The organism is Prolixibacter bellariivorans ATCC BAA-1284, from assembly GCF_000621705.1.
GTDB lineage: Bacteria > Bacteroidota > Bacteroidia > Bacteroidales > Prolixibacteraceae > Prolixibacter > Prolixibacter bellariivorans.
The window spans coordinates 179,966-200,167 of record NZ_JHXO01000006.1 but is presented as its reverse complement, the minus strand read 5'-3'; the positions used below and the strand labels follow the sequence as shown (position 1 = coordinate 200,167).

General features: G+C 43.4%; 19 protein-coding genes. 5 read left to right on the top strand and 14 right to left on the bottom strand.

From position 1 onward, the window contains the following. Positions 1 to 14 precede the first annotated feature (14 nt). Positions 15 to 1,661 carry a S8 family serine peptidase gene (locus T426_RS22940; RefSeq protein ID WP_025863336.1) on the bottom strand — a complete coding sequence of 549 codons (1,647 nt, stop codon included), beginning with the start codon at positions 1,659 to 1,661 and terminating at the stop codon, positions 15 to 17. Between the two features lie 144 nt (positions 1,662 to 1,805). Here T426_RS22940 and T426_RS0106345 point away from each other — a divergent pair, with 144 nt between their 5' ends. Continuing rightward, on the top strand, positions 1,806 to 2,876 hold the full coding sequence (locus T426_RS0106345; protein ID WP_025863335.1) for a DUF3810 domain-containing protein: 1,071 nt from the start codon (positions 1,806 to 1,808) through the stop codon (positions 2,874 to 2,876). Here the strand turns inward: T426_RS0106345 and T426_RS0106340 are convergent. The 7 genes from T426_RS0106340 to T426_RS0106310 all read right to left on the bottom strand — a co-directional run bounded on the left by T426_RS0106340 (position 2,873) and on the right by T426_RS0106310 (position 9,676). Further along, positions 2,873 to 3,670 (bottom strand): toxin-antitoxin system YwqK family antitoxin, encoded by a 798-nt coding sequence (locus tag T426_RS0106340; RefSeq protein WP_153637567.1) that lies wholly within the window; start codon positions 3,668 to 3,670, stop codon positions 2,873 to 2,875. The genes T426_RS0106345 and T426_RS0106340 overlap by 4 nt on opposite strands. A gap of 146 nt (positions 3,671 to 3,816) precedes the next feature. Further along, entirely contained in the window at positions 3,817 to 5,079 is a 1,263-nt protein-coding gene (gene nqrF / locus T426_RS0106335) for an NADH:ubiquinone reductase (Na(+)-transporting) subunit F (RefSeq protein WP_025863332.1), read from the bottom strand. A gap of 37 nt (positions 5,080 to 5,116) precedes the next feature. After that, positions 5,117 to 5,734 (bottom strand): NADH:ubiquinone reductase (Na(+)-transporting) subunit E, encoded by a 618-nt coding sequence (gene nqrE, locus T426_RS0106330; RefSeq protein ID WP_025863331.1) that lies wholly within the window; start codon positions 5,732 to 5,734, stop codon positions 5,117 to 5,119. 27 nt (positions 5,735 to 5,761) lie between these two features. Then, positions 5,762 to 6,412, bottom strand: coding sequence for an NADH:ubiquinone reductase (Na(+)-transporting) subunit D (locus T426_RS0106325; protein WP_025863330.1), 651 nt, complete (start codon positions 6,410 to 6,412; stop codon positions 5,762 to 5,764). A 1-nt stretch (position 6,413) separates the two neighbouring features. Further along, entirely contained in the window at positions 6,414 to 7,118 is a 705-nt protein-coding gene (nqrC, locus tag T426_RS0106320) for an NADH:ubiquinone reductase (Na(+)-transporting) subunit C (protein ID WP_025863329.1), read from the bottom strand. Between the two features lie 11 nt (positions 7,119 to 7,129). Further along, on the bottom strand, positions 7,130 to 8,284 hold the full coding sequence (locus T426_RS0106315; RefSeq protein WP_027585424.1) for an NADH:ubiquinone reductase (Na(+)-transporting) subunit B: 1,155 nt from the start codon (positions 8,282 to 8,284) through the stop codon (positions 7,130 to 7,132). Between the two features lie 39 nt (positions 8,285 to 8,323). Then, positions 8,324 to 9,676, bottom strand: coding sequence for a Na(+)-translocating NADH-quinone reductase subunit A (locus T426_RS0106310; protein WP_025863328.1), 1,353 nt, complete (start codon positions 9,674 to 9,676; stop codon positions 8,324 to 8,326). Between the two features lie 203 nt (positions 9,677 to 9,879). Between T426_RS0106310 and T426_RS22935 the strand changes: the two genes are divergently transcribed. Beyond that, positions 9,880 to 11,193, top strand: a complete 1,314-nt coding sequence (locus tag T426_RS22935; RefSeq protein WP_051568949.1) for a type IX secretion system plug protein — start codon at positions 9,880 to 9,882, stop codon at positions 11,191 to 11,193. A 41-nt stretch (positions 11,194 to 11,234) separates the two neighbouring features. Here the strand turns inward: T426_RS22935 and T426_RS24995 are convergent, their stop codons facing one another. Beyond that, positions 11,235 to 13,328 (bottom strand): PAS domain-containing sensor histidine kinase, encoded by a 2,094-nt coding sequence (locus tag T426_RS24995; RefSeq protein WP_025863327.1) that lies wholly within the window; start codon positions 13,326 to 13,328, stop codon positions 11,235 to 11,237. Between the two features lie 231 nt (positions 13,329 to 13,559). Here T426_RS24995 and pruA point away from each other — a divergent pair, with 231 nt between their 5' ends. The 3 genes from pruA (at position 13,560) to T426_RS0106285 (ending at position 16,317) form a co-directional block, all read left to right on the top strand. Next, a complete protein-coding gene (gene pruA / locus T426_RS0106295; protein WP_025863326.1) occupies positions 13,560 to 15,197 on the top strand; it encodes an L-glutamate gamma-semialdehyde dehydrogenase in 1,638 nt (545 codons plus the stop codon). A gap of 103 nt (positions 15,198 to 15,300) precedes the next feature. Beyond that, positions 15,301 to 15,600 (top strand): FtsB family cell division protein, encoded by a 300-nt coding sequence (locus T426_RS0106290; protein ID WP_027585423.1) that lies wholly within the window; start codon positions 15,301 to 15,303, stop codon positions 15,598 to 15,600. Positions 15,601 to 15,738: 138 nt separating this feature from the next. Continuing rightward, the gene (locus tag T426_RS0106285) at positions 15,739 to 16,317 is read left to right on the top strand and encodes a YqgE/AlgH family protein (protein ID WP_025863324.1); all 579 of its coding nucleotides are present in this window, start codon (positions 15,739 to 15,741) and stop codon (positions 16,315 to 16,317) included. A gap of 20 nt (positions 16,318 to 16,337) precedes the next feature. Here the strand turns inward: T426_RS0106285 and T426_RS0106280 are convergent, their stop codons facing one another. Genes T426_RS0106280 through T426_RS0106260 form a run of 5 tightly spaced genes read right to left on the bottom strand, consistent with a single transcriptional unit; the run spans position 16,338 to position 20,123 of the window. Then, positions 16,338 to 17,195 (bottom strand): aminotransferase class IV, encoded by an 858-nt coding sequence (locus T426_RS0106280; RefSeq protein ID WP_027585422.1) that lies wholly within the window; start codon positions 17,193 to 17,195, stop codon positions 16,338 to 16,340. A 30-nt stretch (positions 17,196 to 17,225) separates the two neighbouring features. Then, positions 17,226 to 17,735, bottom strand: a complete 510-nt coding sequence (locus T426_RS0106275; protein WP_025863322.1) for a D-glycero-alpha-D-manno-heptose-1,7-bisphosphate 7-phosphatase — start codon at positions 17,733 to 17,735, stop codon at positions 17,226 to 17,228. Beyond that, positions 17,736 to 18,335 carry a rhomboid family intramembrane serine protease gene (locus tag T426_RS0106270; RefSeq protein ID WP_025863321.1) on the bottom strand — a complete coding sequence of 200 codons (600 nt, stop codon included), beginning with the start codon at positions 18,333 to 18,335 and terminating at the stop codon, positions 17,736 to 17,738. 10 nt (positions 18,336 to 18,345) lie between these two features. Beyond that, complete coding sequence (gene holA / locus T426_RS0106265; protein ID WP_027585421.1) at positions 18,346 to 19,347, bottom strand: DNA polymerase III subunit delta; 1,002 nt, start codon at positions 19,345 to 19,347, stop codon at positions 18,346 to 18,348. Positions 19,348 to 19,349: 2 nt separating this feature from the next. Continuing rightward, a complete protein-coding gene (locus tag T426_RS0106260; protein ID WP_025863320.1) occupies positions 19,350 to 20,123 on the bottom strand; it encodes an AMP nucleosidase in 774 nt (257 codons plus the stop codon). Between the last annotated feature and the right edge of the window lie 79 nt (positions 20,124 to 20,202).

Below are 20,202 nucleotides of genomic sequence, written 5' to 3'. Positions count from 1 at the left end.
AGCCATGTATGGTGTTACCTCTTTATGAGTTTATGGTTTTCTGTTGTTCCATTGGTAATTACTTGCAGAAAGTACAAACCCGACGGCAATGCACCAAGATTATTTACCAATTCGACTCTGCCTGACAAACGTTCTTCCTTTAAAATTGTTCCCGTACTACTAATCAATATAAAAGTAGCTGAAGCGTCATCCAACAATCCATTTCCCTGGTACTCTAGTCGAATATTTTCATCAAACGGATTAGGCGATACTTTCCATTGCTTTTCAGAATCTCCATCGGCCAGTGTCTCCTGCAAAAGTAATGATGCCTTCCCGAAATCGGGAACCCCATATCCGAGGTAATTATCGGGAGATGCGTACTGACTGGCACTTTGGATAATTGCATCGACTATTTCCGCAGGACTCTTATCAGGGTACTCCTGCCACAGGCAAGCTGTCAATCCAGCTACCAAAGGAGAAGAAAAAGAAGTTCCATTCGAAACGCCAATTTCGTCCGGGTATTTTTGAATCCAGGTGTCCCACCCACAAGCGGCCACTTCCGGTTTGATGCGACCATCGGCCGAAGGACCAGTGGAACTGAACGGGGCCCTCTCTCCAGCTATATTTACAGCGGCCATACTTAAAACACCGTTTGCATCGACCGGAGCAATGATGTGCTGCCATGCATTGTCTCCCTCATTTCCTGCGCTAACACAAACAATCATACCTTTTTGTTCAGCTGTTTCCACCGCTTGCGTAATCATCAGCGTTTTTCCGTCAAGCTCGTCGTAATTGAGATTGTCAGCAGGATCATCAAAATAGAAGTAGCCCAGCGAAGCATTAATGACATCGGCACCAATGCTATCGGCCAGTTCCAACCCAGCGATGTAGTTATCCATCTCAACCGGATACTCCGAATTTTCATCTTCCGTCCGGATGAGAAAATAGGACGCATCAGGAGCCGTACCTACCAATTTACCGGGAGTATTGGCCCCCATCAACGAAAGAACATTCATGCCATGCTGGTATTCCTCAAAAACATTGGATTCGGGATTGACAAAATCACGTATTCCCAACATTCTGTCTTGCAGAAAAAGCGAATCGAACACGGCCAGTTGGTTGGCTGCTCTGAACCCGGCATCAAGAATAGCAATCACCATGCCTTGTCCCTTAAAACCATTCTCATGAAGTACTTTCCCATTTAACTGAGCAATTTGTTCACTGGAATAACCGTAGCTGTCATCAGCTTCAGTTTGTATACTTTTTGTTGCAGGTGTTTTAATCTCAGACCACTTTTTGATAGCATTTTTCAACATATTATCCGGTCTGGTTAGTTTTATCGAACGAACAAAATTCCATTTCGAAACTCCGGCAGTATCTTCAGGAGAAACAACAGCAACGGTCGCAAAATTAAACCACCGGGAGGTATATAGCACTTTAAATCCATGCCTCTTCAAACTATCAAGATATACTGACGATACAGGCAAATCGTTTTCATCTACCGGAATGTGGTATCGATTACGGCGTGAAAGTGCCCGCTCCGATAAAAACGCTTCCGGATGCGGTATATCATAGACTGAACCTGCTTTATCAGTAAATTCAACCCGGTACCGCGCACCGTTGCTCTGAGCATTGGCCAGCAGCGGAAGGCAAAACAATATCCATAAACAGGTTAGTTTCATTCAGAAGCTTTTCAGTAAAATTAATTTTTCCGGCGATGAAACAGAATTTTCATTGCATTCTTATTCTATTCATATAGTAAATCATCTGCCTTCGATCGGATTTACCAAAGCTCATTTTTATATTTTTGAGGAAAAGTGATGCTAATGAGTTACTGGCAAAAAGTACGCGGATTTCTGTTTCCGACCCGTTATTTACCGTTTTGGGTGGCAGCTGTTGTTTTCCTTATAACACGGTTGGCTATCCGCTTTCCACAATTGACAGATAGATGGTACTCCCATGGACTTTATCCCGTGATTGCCTCGATGCTCTCTTTTTTCAGCCGTTTTATACCGTTTTCGCTGTGGGATGTTTTCTGGACTGCTTTTGTGCTCTCAGCCATTGTTGTTATTCTTTTACTGATATTCCGGAAAATCAGGTTCACTCCGACACTACTAAAGACCTTGCAGTTTCTGGCCATTCTTTATAGCTACTTCTACCTCGTTTGGGGATTCAATTATTTTCGGCCTTCCATCGATAACCGTCTCCACTTTTCTACGGCGAAATTACCCGATAGTCTTTTCGTGGAAACACTCGACACTTTGATTGCTCAAACCAACGCATCGTGGATAGAAATGGACAGCATGAGGAAAGGAGATGTCAACCGGGCGGTTGAAGCTTCGTATAAGGCCCATTCTGCATTTTTGCAAATAAACTATCCCAACGGTTACCGACGTCCCAAAACGATGCTTTATTCGGGCCTGTTTGCCAAATCTGGCGTGAGTGGCTATTTCGGGCCATTCTTCAATGAAGTTCATACTAACGGGAAGTTGTTGCCTACGGAATATCCGTTTGTGTTGGCGCATGAAAAAGCCCATCAGTTTGGAATGGCGCGGGAATCAGAAGCGAACTTTTGTGCCTATGTGGTTTGTAGCACTTCCCAGGATCCCTATTTACGCTACTCCGCCAACTTTAACCTGATACAGTACTTTCTGGTAGATGCACTCCCCCTGAAAAACTATCGTGATTATGTGAAAAAATTAAAGCCTGAGGTGATTGCTGATATCAGGGCGGAACAAAAATACTGGCGAGCTATGCGTAATGAAAAGCTTGACCGTATTCAAACAGCAGCCAACGATGCCTACCTGAAAAGCAATAACATTAAGCAGGGAACCTTAAACTACAATCAGGTGGTTGAGCTTGTTCTTCGCTGGTATGCCCAAAAAGACAAACCTTAAGGTCCGGGTGCCATATATCCGGAAGGATCATTGCGATATTTTTCCGGGTCTTTTAGTACTTCCCGGTTTTTCTCCATTTCATTGAATTCTTTCTGCTGAGCTTTGTTCAACACGTCGGAATTCAGCAAAACACCTTTATCGTATTTCAGGGTATATTTTAAAGTTCCATCCTGGTTATAAAATTTCCAGTCACCGGTACGCAGGTTATTGATGTAATTACCTTCGATCTCAGGTGTACCATTCTGATAATAAGCCATCGTTAACCCGTTCCTTTTCCCGTCGGCATAATGCATTTCGAACTTGGTTTTGCCGCTTTCGTAAAAATCACGCATCACACCATTCATCTTGCCGCTTTCCCATTCACTTGTTCGGGCTGGTTTTCCGCTTTTAAACCGGATAGTATCCGTTCCCATATGCTGTCCATCCAGATAATGTTCGCAAGAAACAACCCTGTCACCATCGAAGTAAGTCCAGGTACCCGATTTTTTCTTTCCCAGGAAAACTCCTTTAGCTGTTCTTTTGCCTTCCTTATTATAAATCTCGGCAATGATACTGTCCGATCCGGGAACATAATGCATCCGCGCCTGTATCTTCCCGTCGGGATAATATCGTTTCATTTCGCCCACGGGTTCACCATCGATAAACGTTCCTTCGTATTGTTTCTGACCATTGGGATACCGGCCAATCCAATGGCCCTGTTTCAATCCGCTGGAATCCGTTTGATTAATCGGTTCCTGCGCAAATCCGAAGCTCATTATACCGATGAGCACAACCAACATCATGAATATTCTCACAGCATTGTTTTTAATTACCAAAATCTTTTCACGGTAGGAAAACAAGTAGTCATGGCGTTCGTGTTAGAACGATTTCAGGGCTAATATAGAAAGAAAAAGACCGTCTCCTTTAAGAAAACGGCCTTTTTAAATTATTATCGGTTTTATTAACCTCCAAAATCGTCGAACAATACGTTCTCATCCGGAACGCCGAGTTCGTATAGCATTTTGGTTGCTGCCGAGTTCATCATTGGAGGACCGCAGAGATAGTAATCGATCTCTTCAGGTTCTTCGTGTTTACTGAGGTAATTGTCATAAATTACCTGGTGTATGAAACCTACCGGTCCGTCCCAATTGTCTTCGGGTTGCGGCTCCGACAAGGCCAGATTGAACTGGAAGTTCGGAAAATTCTTCTCAATATCGCGGAACTGATCATAGTAGAAGACTTCTTTCCATGAACGGGCGCCATACCAGAAGGTCACTTTCTTTTTCGTTTCCTTCACCGTGTGGAACAAGTGGAACAAGTGCGAACGCATCGGTGCCATTCCGGCTCCACCACCGATAAACATCATCTCGTTATCGTTATCCTTCAGGAAGAATTCACCGTAAGGTCCGGAAATAGTAATTTTATCACCCGGTTTCAGTGAATAGATATAAGAAGAACAGATTCCCGGATTTACTTTCTGGAATCCACCATTTACCCTATCGAAAGGAGGTGTCGCAATACGAATGTTCAGCATCACGATGTTACCTTCGGCTGGATGGTTGGCCATTGAGTAAGCACGGTATGTTGGTTCCGGGTTCTTCATCTTCAGATCGAACATGCCGAATTTCTCCCAGTCGCCACGGAATTTCTCATCGATGTCGAAATCTTTGAAGTCCACTTCAACCTTCGGAACATCAATCTGGATATAACCACCTGATTTGAAGTCGAGGTTTTCGCCTTCGGGCAGTTTAACCACAAATTCCTTGATGAAAGTAGCCACGTTATTGTTGGAAACAACTGTACACTCCCACTTCTTGATACCCATCACCTCCTGAGGCACGTGCATCTCGATATCTTCTTTCACTTTCACCTGGCATGACAGACGCCAGTTGTTCTGCTGCTCTTTCCGGGTAAAAAATCCGGTTTCAGTAGGAAGAATACTTCCGGCACCCGAATCAACCTGACAACGGCACATACCACAAGTACCACCGCCACCACAGGCTGAAGGCAGAAAGATTTTATTATTTCCAAGTGTTGAAAGCAACGTAGAACCGGGCTCCGTTTCAATCGTTTTCTCGCCACCGTTGATGCTTACAACGACAGACCCCGATGGGGTTAACTTCTTTTTCGCATACAGCAAAATACCAACCAGCAGCAGTATAACCAAAAGGAATACCACTACACTGGTTACGATAACTGCTGTTTGTGTTGCCAGAATTATCATGATTTCAATTGATTTTATCATTTAACCCTTTCGGAGATTAAAACTTAATTCCCATAAAGCCCATAAATGCAATCCCCATCAGACCAGTGATGATGAAAGTAATGCCTAAACCACGAAGCGGAGCCGGTACATTCGAGTACTGAATCTTTTCGCGGATAGCCGCAATTGCGACAATTGCCAGGAACCAACCGACGCCGGAACCTAAACCATAAGACGTTGCTTCGCCGATGTTCACAAACTCACGCTGTTGCATGAACAGTGAACCACCGAGGATGGCACAGTTTACTGCAATCAGGGGAAGGAAAATCCCCAGGTTGGTATACAGAGCAGGTGCATATTTTTCAACTACCATTTCCACCAACTGTACCATCGACGCAATGACAGCAATGAACATGATGAAACTGAGGAAGCTCAAATCAACACTGGCAAAATCTTTACTCAGCCAGGTTAACGCACCTTCTTTTAATACATAGTTTTGAAGCAGGTAATCGACCGGTACGGTGATTCCTAATACAAATATTACTGCAAGTCCTAGTCCCGTAGCTGTTTTGACCGATTTTGATACCGCCAGGAATGAACACATTCCCAAGAAGTAGGCGAATACCATGTTGTCGACAAAGATGGACTTGACAAACAGATTAATATAATTTTCCATATCGCTTGTTCGTTTTTCAGTTTCCGATTAGTCCTCGATCAAATCACGGTTTTTACTACGCTGCACCCAGATAATCATTCCAACGGTAATCAGAGCCATAGGTGGCAGAATCATCATACCATTGTTCGAGTACCATCCTCCGTTGTCGATATACCAGCTGGCAGGAATAACATGATATCCCCAGATGGTTCCCGACCCGAGTAACTCACGGAAGAAAGCAACGATAACCAGGATGAGTCCGTAACCTGCACCATTACCAATACCATCGAGGAAGGCAGGAATCGGCTTGTTGCCAAGTGCAAAGGCCTCCAAACGTCCCATGATGATACAGTTTGTAATAATCAGACCGACGAACACAGAGAGCTGCTTACTTACATCGTAAACATAGGCTTTCAGCAGCTGGTCAACCACAATTACCAATGCGGCAATCACAACCAACTGAACGATGATTCGAATCCGGTTTGGAATACCGTTCCGCAGCAGTGAAATAGTAAAATTGGAAAATGCCGTAACCACCATTACAGCCAGCGACATTACCACTGCCGGTTTCAACTGAGCGGTAACTGCCAATGCTGAACAAATACCCAAAACCTGAACGGTAATCGGATTTTTGCTGTTCAGCGGATCAGTCAGCAAGCTCAGGTTCTTTTTAGAGAATAAAGGTTCCTTGTCGCTCATTTTATCTTAATTTTTTAAAGAATTCGGTGTATTTGCTCAAGTCATCCTGAAGCATTTTTTGCAATCCTTTACTGGTAATGGTTCCACCAGAGATGGCATCGACACTATGCTTGGGATTCGCTTTCCCTTTTTCGCTCGCTTTGGCCACGAAGATGGAAACAAATTTACCTTCGGAATTAAAGATGGATTTGCCTGCAAATTGCTTCTGAAATCCTTCGGTCGAAATCTGTGCACCAAGTCCGGGAGTTTCGCCTTCATTATCAAAAGTTGCTCCGTAGATGGTACTGAGATCACTGTCGAAAGCAAGATATCCCCAGATAGGTCCCCATAAACCGGTTCCCCTAACGGGTATAATGTATTTCTTACCTTGATCGCCCAAATCAGCAACATAAACAGGCAATTTCTGCTCATCTACCGGCTTGGCATGTTCTTCTTTCAGGTTAACAGTGAAGGCATCGCCTTTTACTTTGTCACCTTTTGTATTAACAATGTATGAGTCGGTAATTGTCTTTTTGTAGACTTGCTCTGCTTTATCCGCGCTGACATCAATATTTAACGACTTGAGTATACTTTGTTGTTTTTCTATCTCCACATTTCTATCCTGCGGTGCTTTCAGTTTCATGGCAGCAAACGACAGAACCGCAGCTACCAGAACAACCATTACCGAGGCATATATAAATGTGTAAGCGTTTCCGTTCTTATCCATTTCTTAATTATTTAGGCTTTAACAGTTGCGCGTTTCATTCTCCGTTTAATATTGCCCTCTACCACATAGTGGTCAATCAGCGGAGCAAATACGTTCATCAGCAGGATGGCAAGCATCACACCTTCAGGATAAGCCGGATTTACAACCCTAATCAGGATGGCAAGGAATCCGATAAGGAAACCATAAATCCATTTTCCTTTTGGCGTTTGAGCAGCCGAAACCGGGTCGGTAGCCATGAATACCACACCGAAGGCAAATCCACCCATGATGAAATGTTCCCAGAATGGAATAGCCATGTAGGCATTTACTGCAAAGATATTCAGCAGAATTCCCATGACAGTTCCACCCAATACGGCAGAAAGCATGATTTTCCAGCTTCCAACTCCTGTCCAAATCAAAATGGCAGCGCCAATCAGAATGGCTACAGTGGAAGTTTCACCAATGGAACCAGGTATAAATCCGAAGAACATATCCGATACGGAATAAGTGATGGGATGCCCCTGTGCTGCCTGGGCCATCGCGGTAGCACCGGAATACCCATCAACAGCATGGCTACCTGCTCCAATACGTGTCCAGACTGAATCGCCGGACATGAAAGAAGGATAGGCGAAGAAGAGAAACGCACGCGCTGTAAGTGCCGGGTTCAGGATATTCATCCCTGTTCCGCCGAACACCTCTTTACCGAAGATGACGGCAAAAGCAGTGGCAACAGCAATCATCCACAGAGGCGTGTTGATTGGCATTACCAGCGGTATCAGCATACCCGACACCAGGAATCCTTCGTTAATTTCGTGCCCACGCATCTGCGCCGCAGCAAACTCAATTCCCAATCCGGTAACGTACGAAACGACTATTATCGGTAAAACACGAATAAAACCATAAAAGAAAGTCTGCCAGAAATCAGTCGTTTCTCCTACAGCCAAATTGTGTTGATAACCTATATTATACATGCCGAAAAGCAAGGCGGGAATAAGGGAAAGGACTACAATCACCATGGTTCTCTTCAGGTCAACATAGTCACGGATGTGTGTTCCGTTCTTGTTGGTGTGATTCGGGACAAACATGAATGTCTCCATTCCACCAAAGACCGATTTGAACATGTGAAATTTACCACCCTTTTCAAAATGGGGCTTTGCTTTATCGAACAAATTTCTAATTGCTTTCATCGATATATTTGAATTATTTTCAACTAAAAAGACAGTCCGTTAGCCTAACTCTTTTATCATGGAGTCAATACCTTTCCGAACGATACTTTGTACTTCAATTTTCGAGGTGCAAACGTATTCGCAAAGCGCCATATCTTCTTCCACAATGTCATAAATACCCAGCTTCTCCATCTTATCGATGTCGTTGGCCAGAATGGACTTTAACAGGTAGACAGGCAAAATATCCATAGGTAAAACCTTTTCATACTCACCTGAAACGACAAAAGCACGTTCTTCACCGTGCATGTTGGTATCCAACCGGTATTTCTTTTTCTTAGATCCCATCCACGAAAAGAAAGTTCTGGAAGGACTGAACTTATTGAATCCGGGAAGCGCCCAACCAAAGGCCTCATAGTAATCACCTTCCGGGATAACCGAAACCATCGCGTCATAAAAACTGAGGAATCCATCGGCTTCGATACGTGTACCTGTCAGAACGTTTCCACTGACGAAGCGAACGTGGTCATTAGTCAGGCGACCTTTGAACAAGCCAGCCAGATTGGCTCCAACCCAGGTACGGTAATAACGGGGCTCTTTTACCTCAGAGCCCGTCAAAGCAATGATGCGGGATGAGTCATAAATGCCTTTTTCAAAAAGCCATCCTATGGCAACTACATCCTGTGGCTGTATGGTCCACACCACATCACCCTTAGCAAGCGGTGCTACATGATGCAACTGGATACCGACGTTTCCGGCAGGATGTGGTCCCTCAAAACGGTTGATTTCAACACCCTTTGAATTGGCAAAAACCTTGTTGGCACCTTCAGCCGGCAAACCGAGATAGATCTTACCATCGGTCAACTTGCTCAGTGCATCAAGACCAGTCTGCCAGGCGCTTTCTTCACCGCTTAAGACATAATCATAATCGGGAGCCAGAGGGGCACTGTCGAAACAGGAAATGAAGATATCCCTTGGATTCTCATCCGGTTGAGCCACTATACCATAAGGTCGTTTCCGGATAGTTGGCCATAAACCTGACCGGAGCAATTCCTCACGAACCTCATCGCGGCTTAAATCAGCCGGGTTGGCTTTCCTGAATTCTTCAGACTGGTTTTCACCATCTGCCTTCACAACCACCTCTAAAATCTTGCGACGCTCACCCCTGTTGATGGCAACCACCTCGCCACTTACCGGAGAAACATACTTTACATCCGGCTGATACTTGTCGAAAAACAGCGGAGAACCGGCTTTCACCTTATCTCCCTCTTTTGCTGCAAGTTTCGGGGTAAGCCCATGAAAGTCGGTAGGTTTAATGGCAAAAGTGTCGGGACGATCCATTTGTTCCAGGATCTGTTCTGCCCTACCCTTAAGCTGAATATCTAAACCTCTCTTGAGCTTTATAACGTTTGACATTGTAGTGATTTGAATGATTAATTTGATGCACAAAAGTAAATATTTAGGTACTTTTTCACAATCTTTGCTCTAATTTATAAGCCCATTCTAAAATATTCATTCCCAACACTATTCATTTTTCAAAAGTGAATCTTGCAAATGTCTGAATATATGAATGTTTTAACACGTGTAAACTTAATTTAGTTTTTCGTTAATTTTACCATATGCATCACATTTCCACCATACGTATCATTTTCATCCTCATGGCCTCTCTCTTCTGTTGGCCAACCGCTTCAGAAAAAAACATACAGAAAAACAATAATCCCGACAACGAAAACCTCCTGACCGATCAAGTTTACAGTGATAATATTCATACTGTTCAGTTCTACAGAGAAGGATGGGAATTTTCGCAGCCTGTGCTCTTTTTGGGTTCCGACCAACATTTGGTACTCAAGTTCGATGACCTTTCCGGCGAAGCCCATACGTACAGTTACACCATCAAACATTGTACTGCCGACTGGGCTCCTTCCAACCTGATTGAATCGGAATACCTCGATGGTTTTTTTGAGAATTCCATTGATGATTATGAATATTCAGTCAATACCACGATTCCATATGTCAATTATCTGCTTCGTATTCCGAACGACGATGTCAAGCCAAAGCTTTCAGGAAATTATGTTTTAACTGTCTGGCGCGACTACGATCATACCAAGCCGGTACTCTCCCGGCGCTTTTTCGTTGTAGACCAAAAAGTAGGTGTGACAGGAAGAGTAAAAGCGGCCACTTACGATAGTTATAAAGGTCCAAATCAGGAAGTCGATTTTGAAATACAACATCCCGATTTTGCCATTCAAAATCCACGAAACGAGGTGAAAGTTTTGCTGATGCAAAACGGACGATGGGACAATGCCAAAACAGATTTGCTTCCGCAGTTTATCCGTGAAAATTCATTGGTATACGACTACAGCGAGGAGAATGTATTCCCGGGAGGAAATGAATTCCGGAACTTCGACATGAAGAGCCTAAGGGTGAATGGCAAAGGAATAGCCAGCATTCAATATTTATCGCCACTATATCATGTTACTTTATATACCGATAAAGACCGGCACGGACAGGATTACCATTTCGAAAACGATTTGAATGGACATTACCTGGTCAAAAGAGATAATGTAACCGACAGTGATGTGGAATCCGATTATGCGATGGTTCACTTTTCACTTGATATCCAAGCTCCGTTGACCGAAGGAAATATTTATGTTTTCGGGGAATTATCAGGATGGCAGTGTTCTCCGTCCAATCAGATGGTTTACAGCATCGAGCGCAAACAATACGAGCTGGCACTCTTACTGAAACAGGGCTTCTACGACTATGAATACGCCTATGTGCGTAATAATGATGGGAAGATTGACACCTCGCTGTTAGAAGGGAGCCATGTGGAAACCGAGAACAATTACCAGATTTTTGTTTATTACCGGGGCATCAGTTCCAGATTCGATCAATTAATTGGGTATCAAGTCATCAACTCGGCCAATCGGTAAAAACAAATAACAGCCGGGCAAAATAACAATCGACGAAAGTTCTATACGACTCTCAGAAATCCGTTACCAGCTTCAATTGGAATCACGAAGAAGAACCTGGCGCCTTTTCCAGACTCGGAGGAGACCTGTAAACGGGAGCCCAGTTTATCGACAAAATCCTGAGCAACTGACAGTCCAATACCCGTCCCACCATATTCACGTGTCAGGCTGTTGTCGAGCTGGTGAAACCGCCGGAAAATGTCTTTGTGCATATCTTCCGGAATTCCAATGCCGGTATCGCGCACAAAAAATTCAATATTGTTCTGCTCCAGTATACGATATCCAAATTCAATCTCCCCTTCGTGAGTAAATTTCACTGCGTTATCAAGCAGATTTTCCATGATATCCCTGATTTTGTTTCCATCGGAATAGATGGAAAATTGAGGATTATCATTGCCGGTAGAGATATTAAGGTGCAGATGCTTTCTTCCACGTTGCTCTTTCTCGTAGATGAACTGACGGTGCAAGTCCACCATCAGGTTATTGACGGAGAAGAATTGCTTTTTAACTTCAATCTGACCGCTTTCAATCCTGGCCAGCTTAATCATATCGTTTATCAGATGTAGCAGCGTTTGTCCGTTTTTGGTAATTAACTGAAGGTACTTATCTCGTTCTGCTTTTGGCACTTCTTCAGCAATCAACATATTGGAGAAACCGAGAATCGCATTCATCGGCGTACGCACTTCATGCGAAATATTCTGAAGGAAAGCTGACTTGAGTAGATCTGCTTCTTCTGCTTTTTTCTTCGCTTCTTCAAGCCGTTGCTCGGCGATTTTCCGTTTGGTAATATCGCGCGAAACGGCCATCACGGCCACATCGGACAATTTCACCATACGCATCTCAAATAAGCAAGTTCCCCTTCCGGGAATATCGAGTGCATATTCGATGGTTTCAATCGCATCAAATTTTATGACTGTCTGAATGGAATGGAAAACCTGCCGTACCATGCGTTCCGAAAATCCGACTTCGAAAATGGAACTGCCGATAATATCGTCGGGTGCGATATCGATTCCTTCCTCTTCTTTGGCCACATAATCGATGTAGGTTCCGTCTTTATCGATAACAAAGAAAATATCGGGAATGGTCTCGAGCAGCAACTTATACCGATGACGACTGGAAGACAAATCATCCAGCGTCTTTTTTGCCGCTGTCACATCACTAAACACGCCAATCAATTCTTCCTTATCGAGGTGAAGAAGGGAAATTTCGTACCACGTCTCCGTGTGTGGCACATATATTTCATGCTTACTTTTTTTCCCGTTTAGGAAAATTTTCTGCCAATCAACTTTGTCCCTAAATATCTTTTGAAAAATGGACGATGCCGGACGACCGCGAACCTCGCTGTTCTTTATTCCAAACATTTCCTCGAATGCCGGATTAATGCGCAACATGCTTAATCCTGTTTTCTGTCCCTGCTCATCACGGACATAGGACATGTGCAAAATTCCGTCAGGAATCTGAAGCAAAATGCTGCCAACTCTGCGTTGCTGAAGGACAAGTCGATCGGATGTTTCTTCCAAGGCCCGCCGATTAAACGAGAAAATGATGTATGAAAGTAGCCAAACGATCAGATAGATGAACAGCGGATTGATATAAGGATTATGGTCGGGCCAGAAAATAGACAAAATATATCCGTGATCCTTTACCCACCATGTATGAAGAAACAACGTGGTAAATGAAATCACAAAGTAGATGGGAAACTGTACCTGTTGTTTGGCAAATATGAGCAGAAAGAATAACCCAAAAACCAACACACTTAAAGTAAGCGGAATAGATTGTTCGGGTGGCAACATCGCATATTCCGATGAAATAAAAAGGAAATAGATGGGGAATGGTAAGAGATGAATGAGGCCAACAGCTGCACTTCGCTGTCCTTTACTAGTAAAGTAATAGCCAAGAATGGCCATTCCAAAAAGACTTAACTCTCCCTGATAGTTATTCCGCGTTGGAAAACTGAATGAATCGAAAATAATCCATCCCGATGTAAGAATAATGGCGGCAAGATAAAAGAAGAAAAGCGTTCGGATTTTTCTCAGGTCTCCGTGAGTTGCTGAAGGATACGCTCTCCCAATAAAATTTAGTAATTTTTCAAACATCTAATCCCCAGGGTTAGTATTGCAATTTTAAGCAATTAAAATTAGTAATTTTTCTTCCTTTACCAATTTCCGATTTTTTTTCATTTTCTCTCCACTTCCGCATGAATAAAGGGACAGCTTTAAAGCTGATTTTTATTAGCAAATCTCTACATCTAAATCCATAGATTTGTTGCAAAAGGATCGAATTAGAAAATCCTGATATTATATAATAACGCAAAAATCAATAAAATCATGCCCAAAGGATTCTTTAATATTCCTGAAGTAAAAAATGAGCCGGTATTGAGCTATGCTCCAGGTACGCCGGAACGTAAGGAATTACAGGAAAAAATCAAAGAACTGCGCGCGATGACAGTTAGCCTCCCAATGATTATTGGAGGAAGAGAAGTGACAACCGACAAGAAGATTGAGATGCGTCCTCCGCACGATCTGGGGCACCTGCTGGGGCACTACTATCAAGGTGATGCTTCGCATGTCAGCCAGGCAATCGACGCGGCCCTTGAGGCCCGTGAGAAATGGTCCAAAATGTCATGGCAACACCGCGCGTCCATTTTCCTGAAAGCAGCCGATTTGTTGGCCGGACCGTATCGTTCCAAAATCAATGCAGCCACCATGCTGGGACAGTCGAAAAACGCGTTCCAGTCGGAAATTGACGCAGCTTGCGAATTGGCCGACTTCTACCGCTACGGTGTGAAGTGCATGGTTGACATTTACGAAATGCAACCAGAATCATCCAAAGGAATCTGGAACTATGCGGCTTACCGTCCGCTCGAAGGCTTCGTCTTTGCACTGACTCCTTTCAACTTTACTTCCATTGCCGGTAACCTTCCGGTTGCCCCCGCCCTGATGGGTAATACCGTTGTTTGGAAACCATCGAAGACCGCAGTTTACTCTGCAGCCGTTATCATGGAAGTACTACGCGAAGCAGGTGTACCGGACGGAGTAATTAACCTGGTTCACGTTTCCGGGCCAACTGCAGCCGATGTGGTATTCAATCACCCGGACTTTGCCGGAATCCACTTTACCGGTTCAACCGGAGTCTTCCAGAACATCTGGAAAACCATCGGTGAGAATATTCATAAATACAAAACGTATCCGCGTATCGTTGGCGAAACCGGTGGAAAAGACTTCATTTTTGCCGACAACACCGCTGATGTTCAGGCATTGGCCACCGCCTTTGTTCGGGGAGCATTCGAATACCAGGGACAAAAATGTTCTGCAGCATCCCGCGTATACATCCCGAAGAGCATTTGGCCAAAAACCTGGGAAGCTATCGAAGCCCAGCTTAAAACTGTTAAAATGGGTGGCCCCGAAGACTTCACGAACTTCGTTAACGCGGTTATCGATGAATCTTCGTACGACAAACTGAAAGGTTTTATCGACGATGCTCGTACCGATGCTGACGCAGAAGTAATCTGGGGAGGAAAATGTGATAAGACCAAAGGTTACTTTATCGAACCAACAGTTATTCTGGCAAAGAAACCTGACTACATTACCATGCAGGAAGAGTTGTTTGGACCGGTTGTGACTGTTTACGTCTATGAAGATGACAAGCTCGACGAAACGCTGACCATCCTGGATAATACCTCGATGTATGCGTTGACCGGAGCTGTTTTCTCTCAAGATCGCTACAGCATTGAGAAGATTATGGACCGACTGGAAAATGCAGCCGGTAACTTCTATATCAACGATAAACCGACCGGAGCAGTTGTTGGTCAGCAGCCGTTTGGCGGTGCCCGTGGTTCAGGAACAAACGACAAAGCCGGTTCCGTTTTCAACTTTATTCGTTGGGTATCCATCCGGGCGATTAAAGAAAACTTTGTTCCGCCGCATAACTACATGTATCCAAATTTCCTTCCCGATAACGAGTAGGATAGTTAAGCATACTTTCATAATAAAGAGGAACCTTTTGCCGGGTTCCTCTTTTTCTTTTGAAAAGGATTGTTTTAATTTGAATAAAAATCCGGAGGTTGACATGCCGAAAATCCCACGAGTACTGCTAAGAATTGTAGCCAATAAATATTTACTGGCTTTTGTAGTATTCTTTGTATGGATGACTTTTCTGGATGATCACAATTTTATTTCTCTTTTTCAGAATCAACAAAAGCTGCATAAGCTGAATGCCGACAAAGCTTATTACGAGAATAAAATTGAATCGGACCGAAGAAAATTAAAGGAGTTACAGACAGATTCCCGAAACCTTGAAAAATTTGCCCGAGAGCAATACCTGATGAAGAAGAAGAACGAAGATATCTTCATTATTGAAGAAAAATAATTCGTTTTTTAACAGGGCATAGTTTTTGTTTTCACGTATTTGCATAGCAGACCTGTACATAATCGTACATGACTGCGGGCTTTAGCTATTTGAAAACTCGGGATTAATTTCTAATTTACTAAGAAGAACAAACCCACTATGCAATTCGATTTCTTTAAAATAGAAAGTAAAATTGCTCCGAAACAAGGTCGAATTATCATTTCGGAACCTTTCCTACCGGGAAATTATTTTAACCGGTCGGCAGTTCTTCTAGTGGAGCATTCCGGTGAAGGAGCGGTCGGATTCATCCTTAACAAACCGGTAGAGTTTCCGGTACACGAATTCATGAATGAGTTCACCAATTTCGATACACAGGTTTTTATTGGCGGTCCGGTAAGTACCAATATGATTTACTTCATCCACACGTTGGGCGGTTTAGTTCCCGGAAGTGTTAAGGTAATGGACGGACTTTACTGGGGCGGCGATTTCGATCACTTGAAAATGTTAATAACCTCAGGTGTGGTGAATCCGGATCAGGTGCGTTTCTTCCTCGGTTATTCCGGGTGGAGCGATGGACAACTAGAGGCAGAAATCAAAGAAAATTCTTGGCTCGTAGCCGAAACCAACGTGAAAAGTATCATGAGCAGCGATCAGAATTTCTGGTTGGAAAGTGTCAAACAGGTGGGAGGACGCTACACCATGTGGCAAAATTTCCCGGAGGACCCAAACTGGAATTAAAATAATCGATTACATATAGATCAGCCTTTTGCATTGCGAAAGGCTTTTTTATTTTGCGCCATTAGCTGCAGCTTCTTTACTATTTCAAATGTTTTAGTACTGTAGTAACGTCGGTTACCAATTCCCAAAACCCACTGAATTCCCAATGCATTATCAATCAGGAAAACTTCTTCGGCCTGCTCCAAATCAGATGTAGAGATTTCGTCCTTCTCTGCTGCCATAAAACCGGCCTGTCGGGCCGCCTCCCGAACCATTTCAGTAAGTACAACCCTGTAACCTTCACTTTTTCCGGAAGGTACATACAACACATTTTCATGAATATATCCGAACGATGTACCAATTCCCTCACAACAAAAACCCGCACGATTCATTAAAATCATATTCTGCCGGTGTAACGACTGCGCCTTAGCAGCGGCAATCAGCCACAAAAAACGACTCCCTGTTTCATACGGATTCATCACCGTATCCGACTTTCTGCCTTCATTGAAAATATCAATTAGCAAACCGTTTTCATTCATCGGAAAGAAACCACGGGGAATTTCCTCTGCTGTTAGCAGCACATCAGTTCCGTTGACACCAGGAAAAAGATACACCACTACCCGACCAGCCAGGTAGAATTTATTCTTGTTGAGTAACCGGGAAACATCACGTCGCAAACGTGCTCCGCCCAAATCAAAATCCTCGGGAAGAACCAGATTGATCGCTCTGGTGGCAGCACACAAATAGGCATAGTTTTGCTCATGAAACAGGATTTCGTTATCCTCGGTTCGAAACCAGATTTTGATACCTGCTTCGAGACGGAATAACTCATCTCCCGAAAACAATTTCTCGTCAGCACGAAAAAATTTGCCGTTATATAAAACAAAACCGCCTTTCACCAATTCATTGTATTCTTTAAAACAATGCTGCTATGGTTTGTATACATCATCGAGAATGGGCTGAATGGCATCACCCCAGGGCTTGTTGGTTTCAACCCGAATCTTCCTCAATCCGGCCCGCTTAGCTGCTTCCATGTCCACATCCGAATCACCAATAAACCATGAACACTCCCGATCGATTTCATACATTTCAATCGCTTCCTCAATCAATAAGGTTCCCGGTTTCCGACATTCGCATTCCTGAACATCGGAATGGTGCGGACAGTAAAAAACGTCTGTCAGTTGTACTCCTTCTGATTCAAGCAATTCCCGCATATACCTGTGCACCCGGGCCACATCCTTGTGGGTGTACTCTCCCTTGTCTATGCCTCCCTGGTTCGTTATCACAATCAATAAGTAACCTGCATCCTGCAACTTCTTCAGGTTAGCACCAACACCTTCAATTAACTTGAAATTGGCTGTGGTGTAAATGTAATATGCCGGCGTTTTATCGTTAATCGTTCCATCACGATCGATAAAAACCGCTTGATTGTGTCCCATTTAAAACAGGTTATTGATGAACTCGAGAAATAATGACGGTCGAATAATAATGGGCAATATGAACCCAAATATCGCGCCCAGAAAATGAGCATCATGCCCTACATTGTCCACATTTCGTTTGCTCATCTGATATGAATAAACCAGGTACAGGACTGCGAATACAATTCCCGGAATGGGCAGCAGTCCGAAAAAGTAGATTTTATTCCACGGAGCAAAAAAGATGGCAGAAAAAACAACGGCTGAAACCGCTCCCGACGCTCCGACAGCATTGTAGTAATAATTGTTCTTTTGTTTGATCAAGCCTCCCAGACTGGAGAAAAGTATGGCTCCGAAATACAACAGCAGATACAGGTACGTTCCTCGTGAACCGAAATTCAGGTAGTAATAATGTTCTACCGCAGTTCCAAACGACCAGAGTACAATCATATTAATCAGCAGGTGCTCCCAGTTCGCGTGCAGAAATGCATGTGTGAAAATCCGGAAATATTCCTTCCGGTGAACAACCTGGTAGGCGTTAAACTGCAAACGTCCCATAATATCCTGTTGCGAAAAAGCCAGAATTGATACAAGTGAGGTGATAATGATGATAATAATTGTCATGTCTGAGTTCTTAATGTAAAATTTTATAAATCAACTCACGAAGCAATTCTCCACTATCAGTCGAACCTCCACGCGCTCCTTTCGAGCGCATATCGTATTCACGCAAAAGCGAAACAGCCTTAACCGATCTCTTGATGTTATAATTTCGGGCTGCATCAACGTAATCGCTGATGAAGTAAGGATTTACCCCAATCGCCCCTGCCACAGCATTCCGGTTGGTTTTATTCTCCAAAAAATGATAGGCCAGGATTTTTCGAAAGTAAGAATGCAAAATCCCGATAACAACCGGAAATGGATGCATCTTCTGATTATCGGCAAAATAGTTGACAATGCGATTTGCCTTTAATACATCTCTTTTGCCAATGGCTTTTTGCAACTCAAAGGTATTGTAATCCTTACTGATGCCGATATTGTGTTCAACCTCAACAGGTGTAACACTCATACCCGGCGGCAAGGAAATAATAACCTTTTCCAGTTCACTCACTATCCGCTTTAAATCATTACCGACATGATCGGTAATTAACTGGGCTGCTCGAGGCTCAATTCCGTAACCTTTTGCGCGCAGATATTTCGTGATCCAGGCAGGTATCTTACTTTCGTAAATGGGTTTTGCTTCGAAATAAACTCCATTTTTTTGCAGCGCTTTATAAAGTCGCTTGCGCTTATCAATATTTTTGTATTTGTAATTGATTACCAACAATGTCGAAGGCTGGGGATGTTCGATATAAGAAGCCAAATCTTCAATGTTTTTTATGTTCTGGGCTTCCCGCACTACCACCACCTGGTGCGATGTCATCATCGGGAAACGGCGGGCTGCCGTAATAATGGTGTCTACATCGGTGTCCTTGCCATAAAGGATCGTCTGATTGAATCCCTTTTCCGCTTCAGTCAACACATTGCTGGTTATCTCTTCACTGATTCGATCAATAAAATAGGTCTCCTCCCCTTCCAAAAAATAGACGGGTTGGTAATGTTTGTTTTCTATATCAGATAAGATGGCATTAAAATCCATAATTAGTCGAATCTCAAGTGTTTTATGGATTTGCCATTATTGTTCAGTTCAAGCAGCGATTCGATACCAATCTGCAAGTGTTCATCCACATATTTTTGGGTCACTTCCCGGTCGCTTGCTTCTGTTTTTACTCCCGTCGAAATCATGGGTTGATCGGAGACAAGTAGTAAAGCGCCACTGGGAATCTGGTTATAAAAACCTACCGTGAAAATGGTAGCCGTTTCCATATCAACAGCCATGGCACGGGTTTTTTGCAGATATCTCTTGAAGCGTTCATCGTATTCCCATACCCTTTTGTTGGTGGTAAATACGGTACCCGTCCAATAATCGCGTTTGTGATCGCGAATGGTAGATGAAATAGCGCGCTGCAGGTTAAATGCCGGAAGTGCAGGAACTTCAGGAGGTAAATAGTCATTCGAAGTACCGTCACTACGAATAGCAGCAATCGGTAGAATCAGATCACCCAGCTCGTTTTTCTTCTTTATCCCGCCACATTTACCAAGGAACAGCACTCCATGCGGAGCAATCGCGCTAAGCAAATCCATTATCAGTGCTGCATTCGGACTTCCAATTCCAAAATTAATGATGGTAATACCGTTTGCACTAGCGTTGGGCATAGCCTTGTCTTCACCCACAATGGGTACATTGAACTTCTTGGCAAACATGTCGACATATTTTTGGAAATTTACCAACAGGATATAATTTCCAAAGTCATCCAATTTTCGGCCGGTATAACGTGGCAACCAGTTTTTTACAATTTCTTCTTTTGTTTTCATCTGTCAATTTTATGCAAAATTATCAGCTTTTTCCTTTTCGTCCAGCTCACCAATCATAAATTAAACAATTAGTTTTGCC

Excerpts from the sequence above, each read along its gene's own strand:
- T426_RS0106285 (WP_025863324.1), top strand. The coding sequence starts at position 15,739 with ATGCAATTCGATTTCTTTAAAATAGAAAGTAAAATTGCTCCGAAACAA.
- T426_RS0106260 (WP_025863320.1), bottom strand. The coding sequence starts at position 20,123 with ATGAAAACAAAAGAAGAAATTGTAAAAAACTGGTTGCCACGTTATACC.
- T426_RS0106290 (WP_027585423.1), top strand. The coding sequence starts at position 15,301 with ATGCCGAAAATCCCACGAGTACTGCTAAGAATTGTAGCCAATAAATAT.
- pruA (WP_025863326.1), top strand. The coding sequence starts at position 13,560 with ATGCCCAAAGGATTCTTTAATATTCCTGAAGTAAAAAATGAGCCGGTA.
- T426_RS0106315 (WP_027585424.1), bottom strand. The coding sequence starts at position 8,284 with ATGAAAGCAATTAGAAATTTGTTCGATAAAGCAAAGCCCCATTTTGAA.
- T426_RS0106310 (WP_025863328.1), bottom strand. The coding sequence starts at position 9,676 with ATGTCAAACGTTATAAAGCTCAAGAGAGGTTTAGATATTCAGCTTAAG.
- T426_RS22935 (WP_051568949.1), top strand. The coding sequence starts at position 9,880 with ATGCATCACATTTCCACCATACGTATCATTTTCATCCTCATGGCCTCT.
- T426_RS24995 (WP_025863327.1), bottom strand. The coding sequence starts at position 13,328 with ATGTTTGAAAAATTACTAAATTTTATTGGGAGAGCGTATCCTTCAGCA.
- T426_RS22940 (WP_025863336.1), bottom strand. The coding sequence starts at position 1,661 with ATGAAACTAACCTGTTTATGGATATTGTTTTGCCTTCCGCTGCTGGCC.
- T426_RS0106325 (WP_025863330.1), bottom strand. The coding sequence starts at position 6,412 with ATGAGCGACAAGGAACCTTTATTCTCTAAAAAGAACCTGAGCTTGCTG.
- T426_RS0106270 (WP_025863321.1), bottom strand. The coding sequence starts at position 18,335 with ATGACAATTATTATCATCATTATCACCTCACTTGTATCAATTCTGGCT.
- holA (WP_027585421.1), bottom strand. The coding sequence starts at position 19,347 with ATGGATTTTAATGCCATCTTATCTGATATAGAAAACAAACATTACCAA.
- nqrF (WP_025863332.1), bottom strand. The coding sequence starts at position 5,079 with ATGATAATTCTGGCAACACAAACAGCAGTTATCGTAACCAGTGTAGTG.
- nqrC (WP_025863329.1), bottom strand. The coding sequence starts at position 7,118 with ATGGATAAGAACGGAAACGCTTACACATTTATATATGCCTCGGTAATG.
- T426_RS0106275 (WP_025863322.1), bottom strand. The coding sequence starts at position 17,735 with ATGGGACACAATCAAGCGGTTTTTATCGATCGTGATGGAACGATTAAC.
- nqrE (WP_025863331.1), bottom strand. The coding sequence starts at position 5,734 with ATGGAAAATTATATTAATCTGTTTGTCAAGTCCATCTTTGTCGACAAC.
- T426_RS0106345 (WP_025863335.1), top strand. The coding sequence starts at position 1,806 with ATGAGTTACTGGCAAAAAGTACGCGGATTTCTGTTTCCGACCCGTTAT.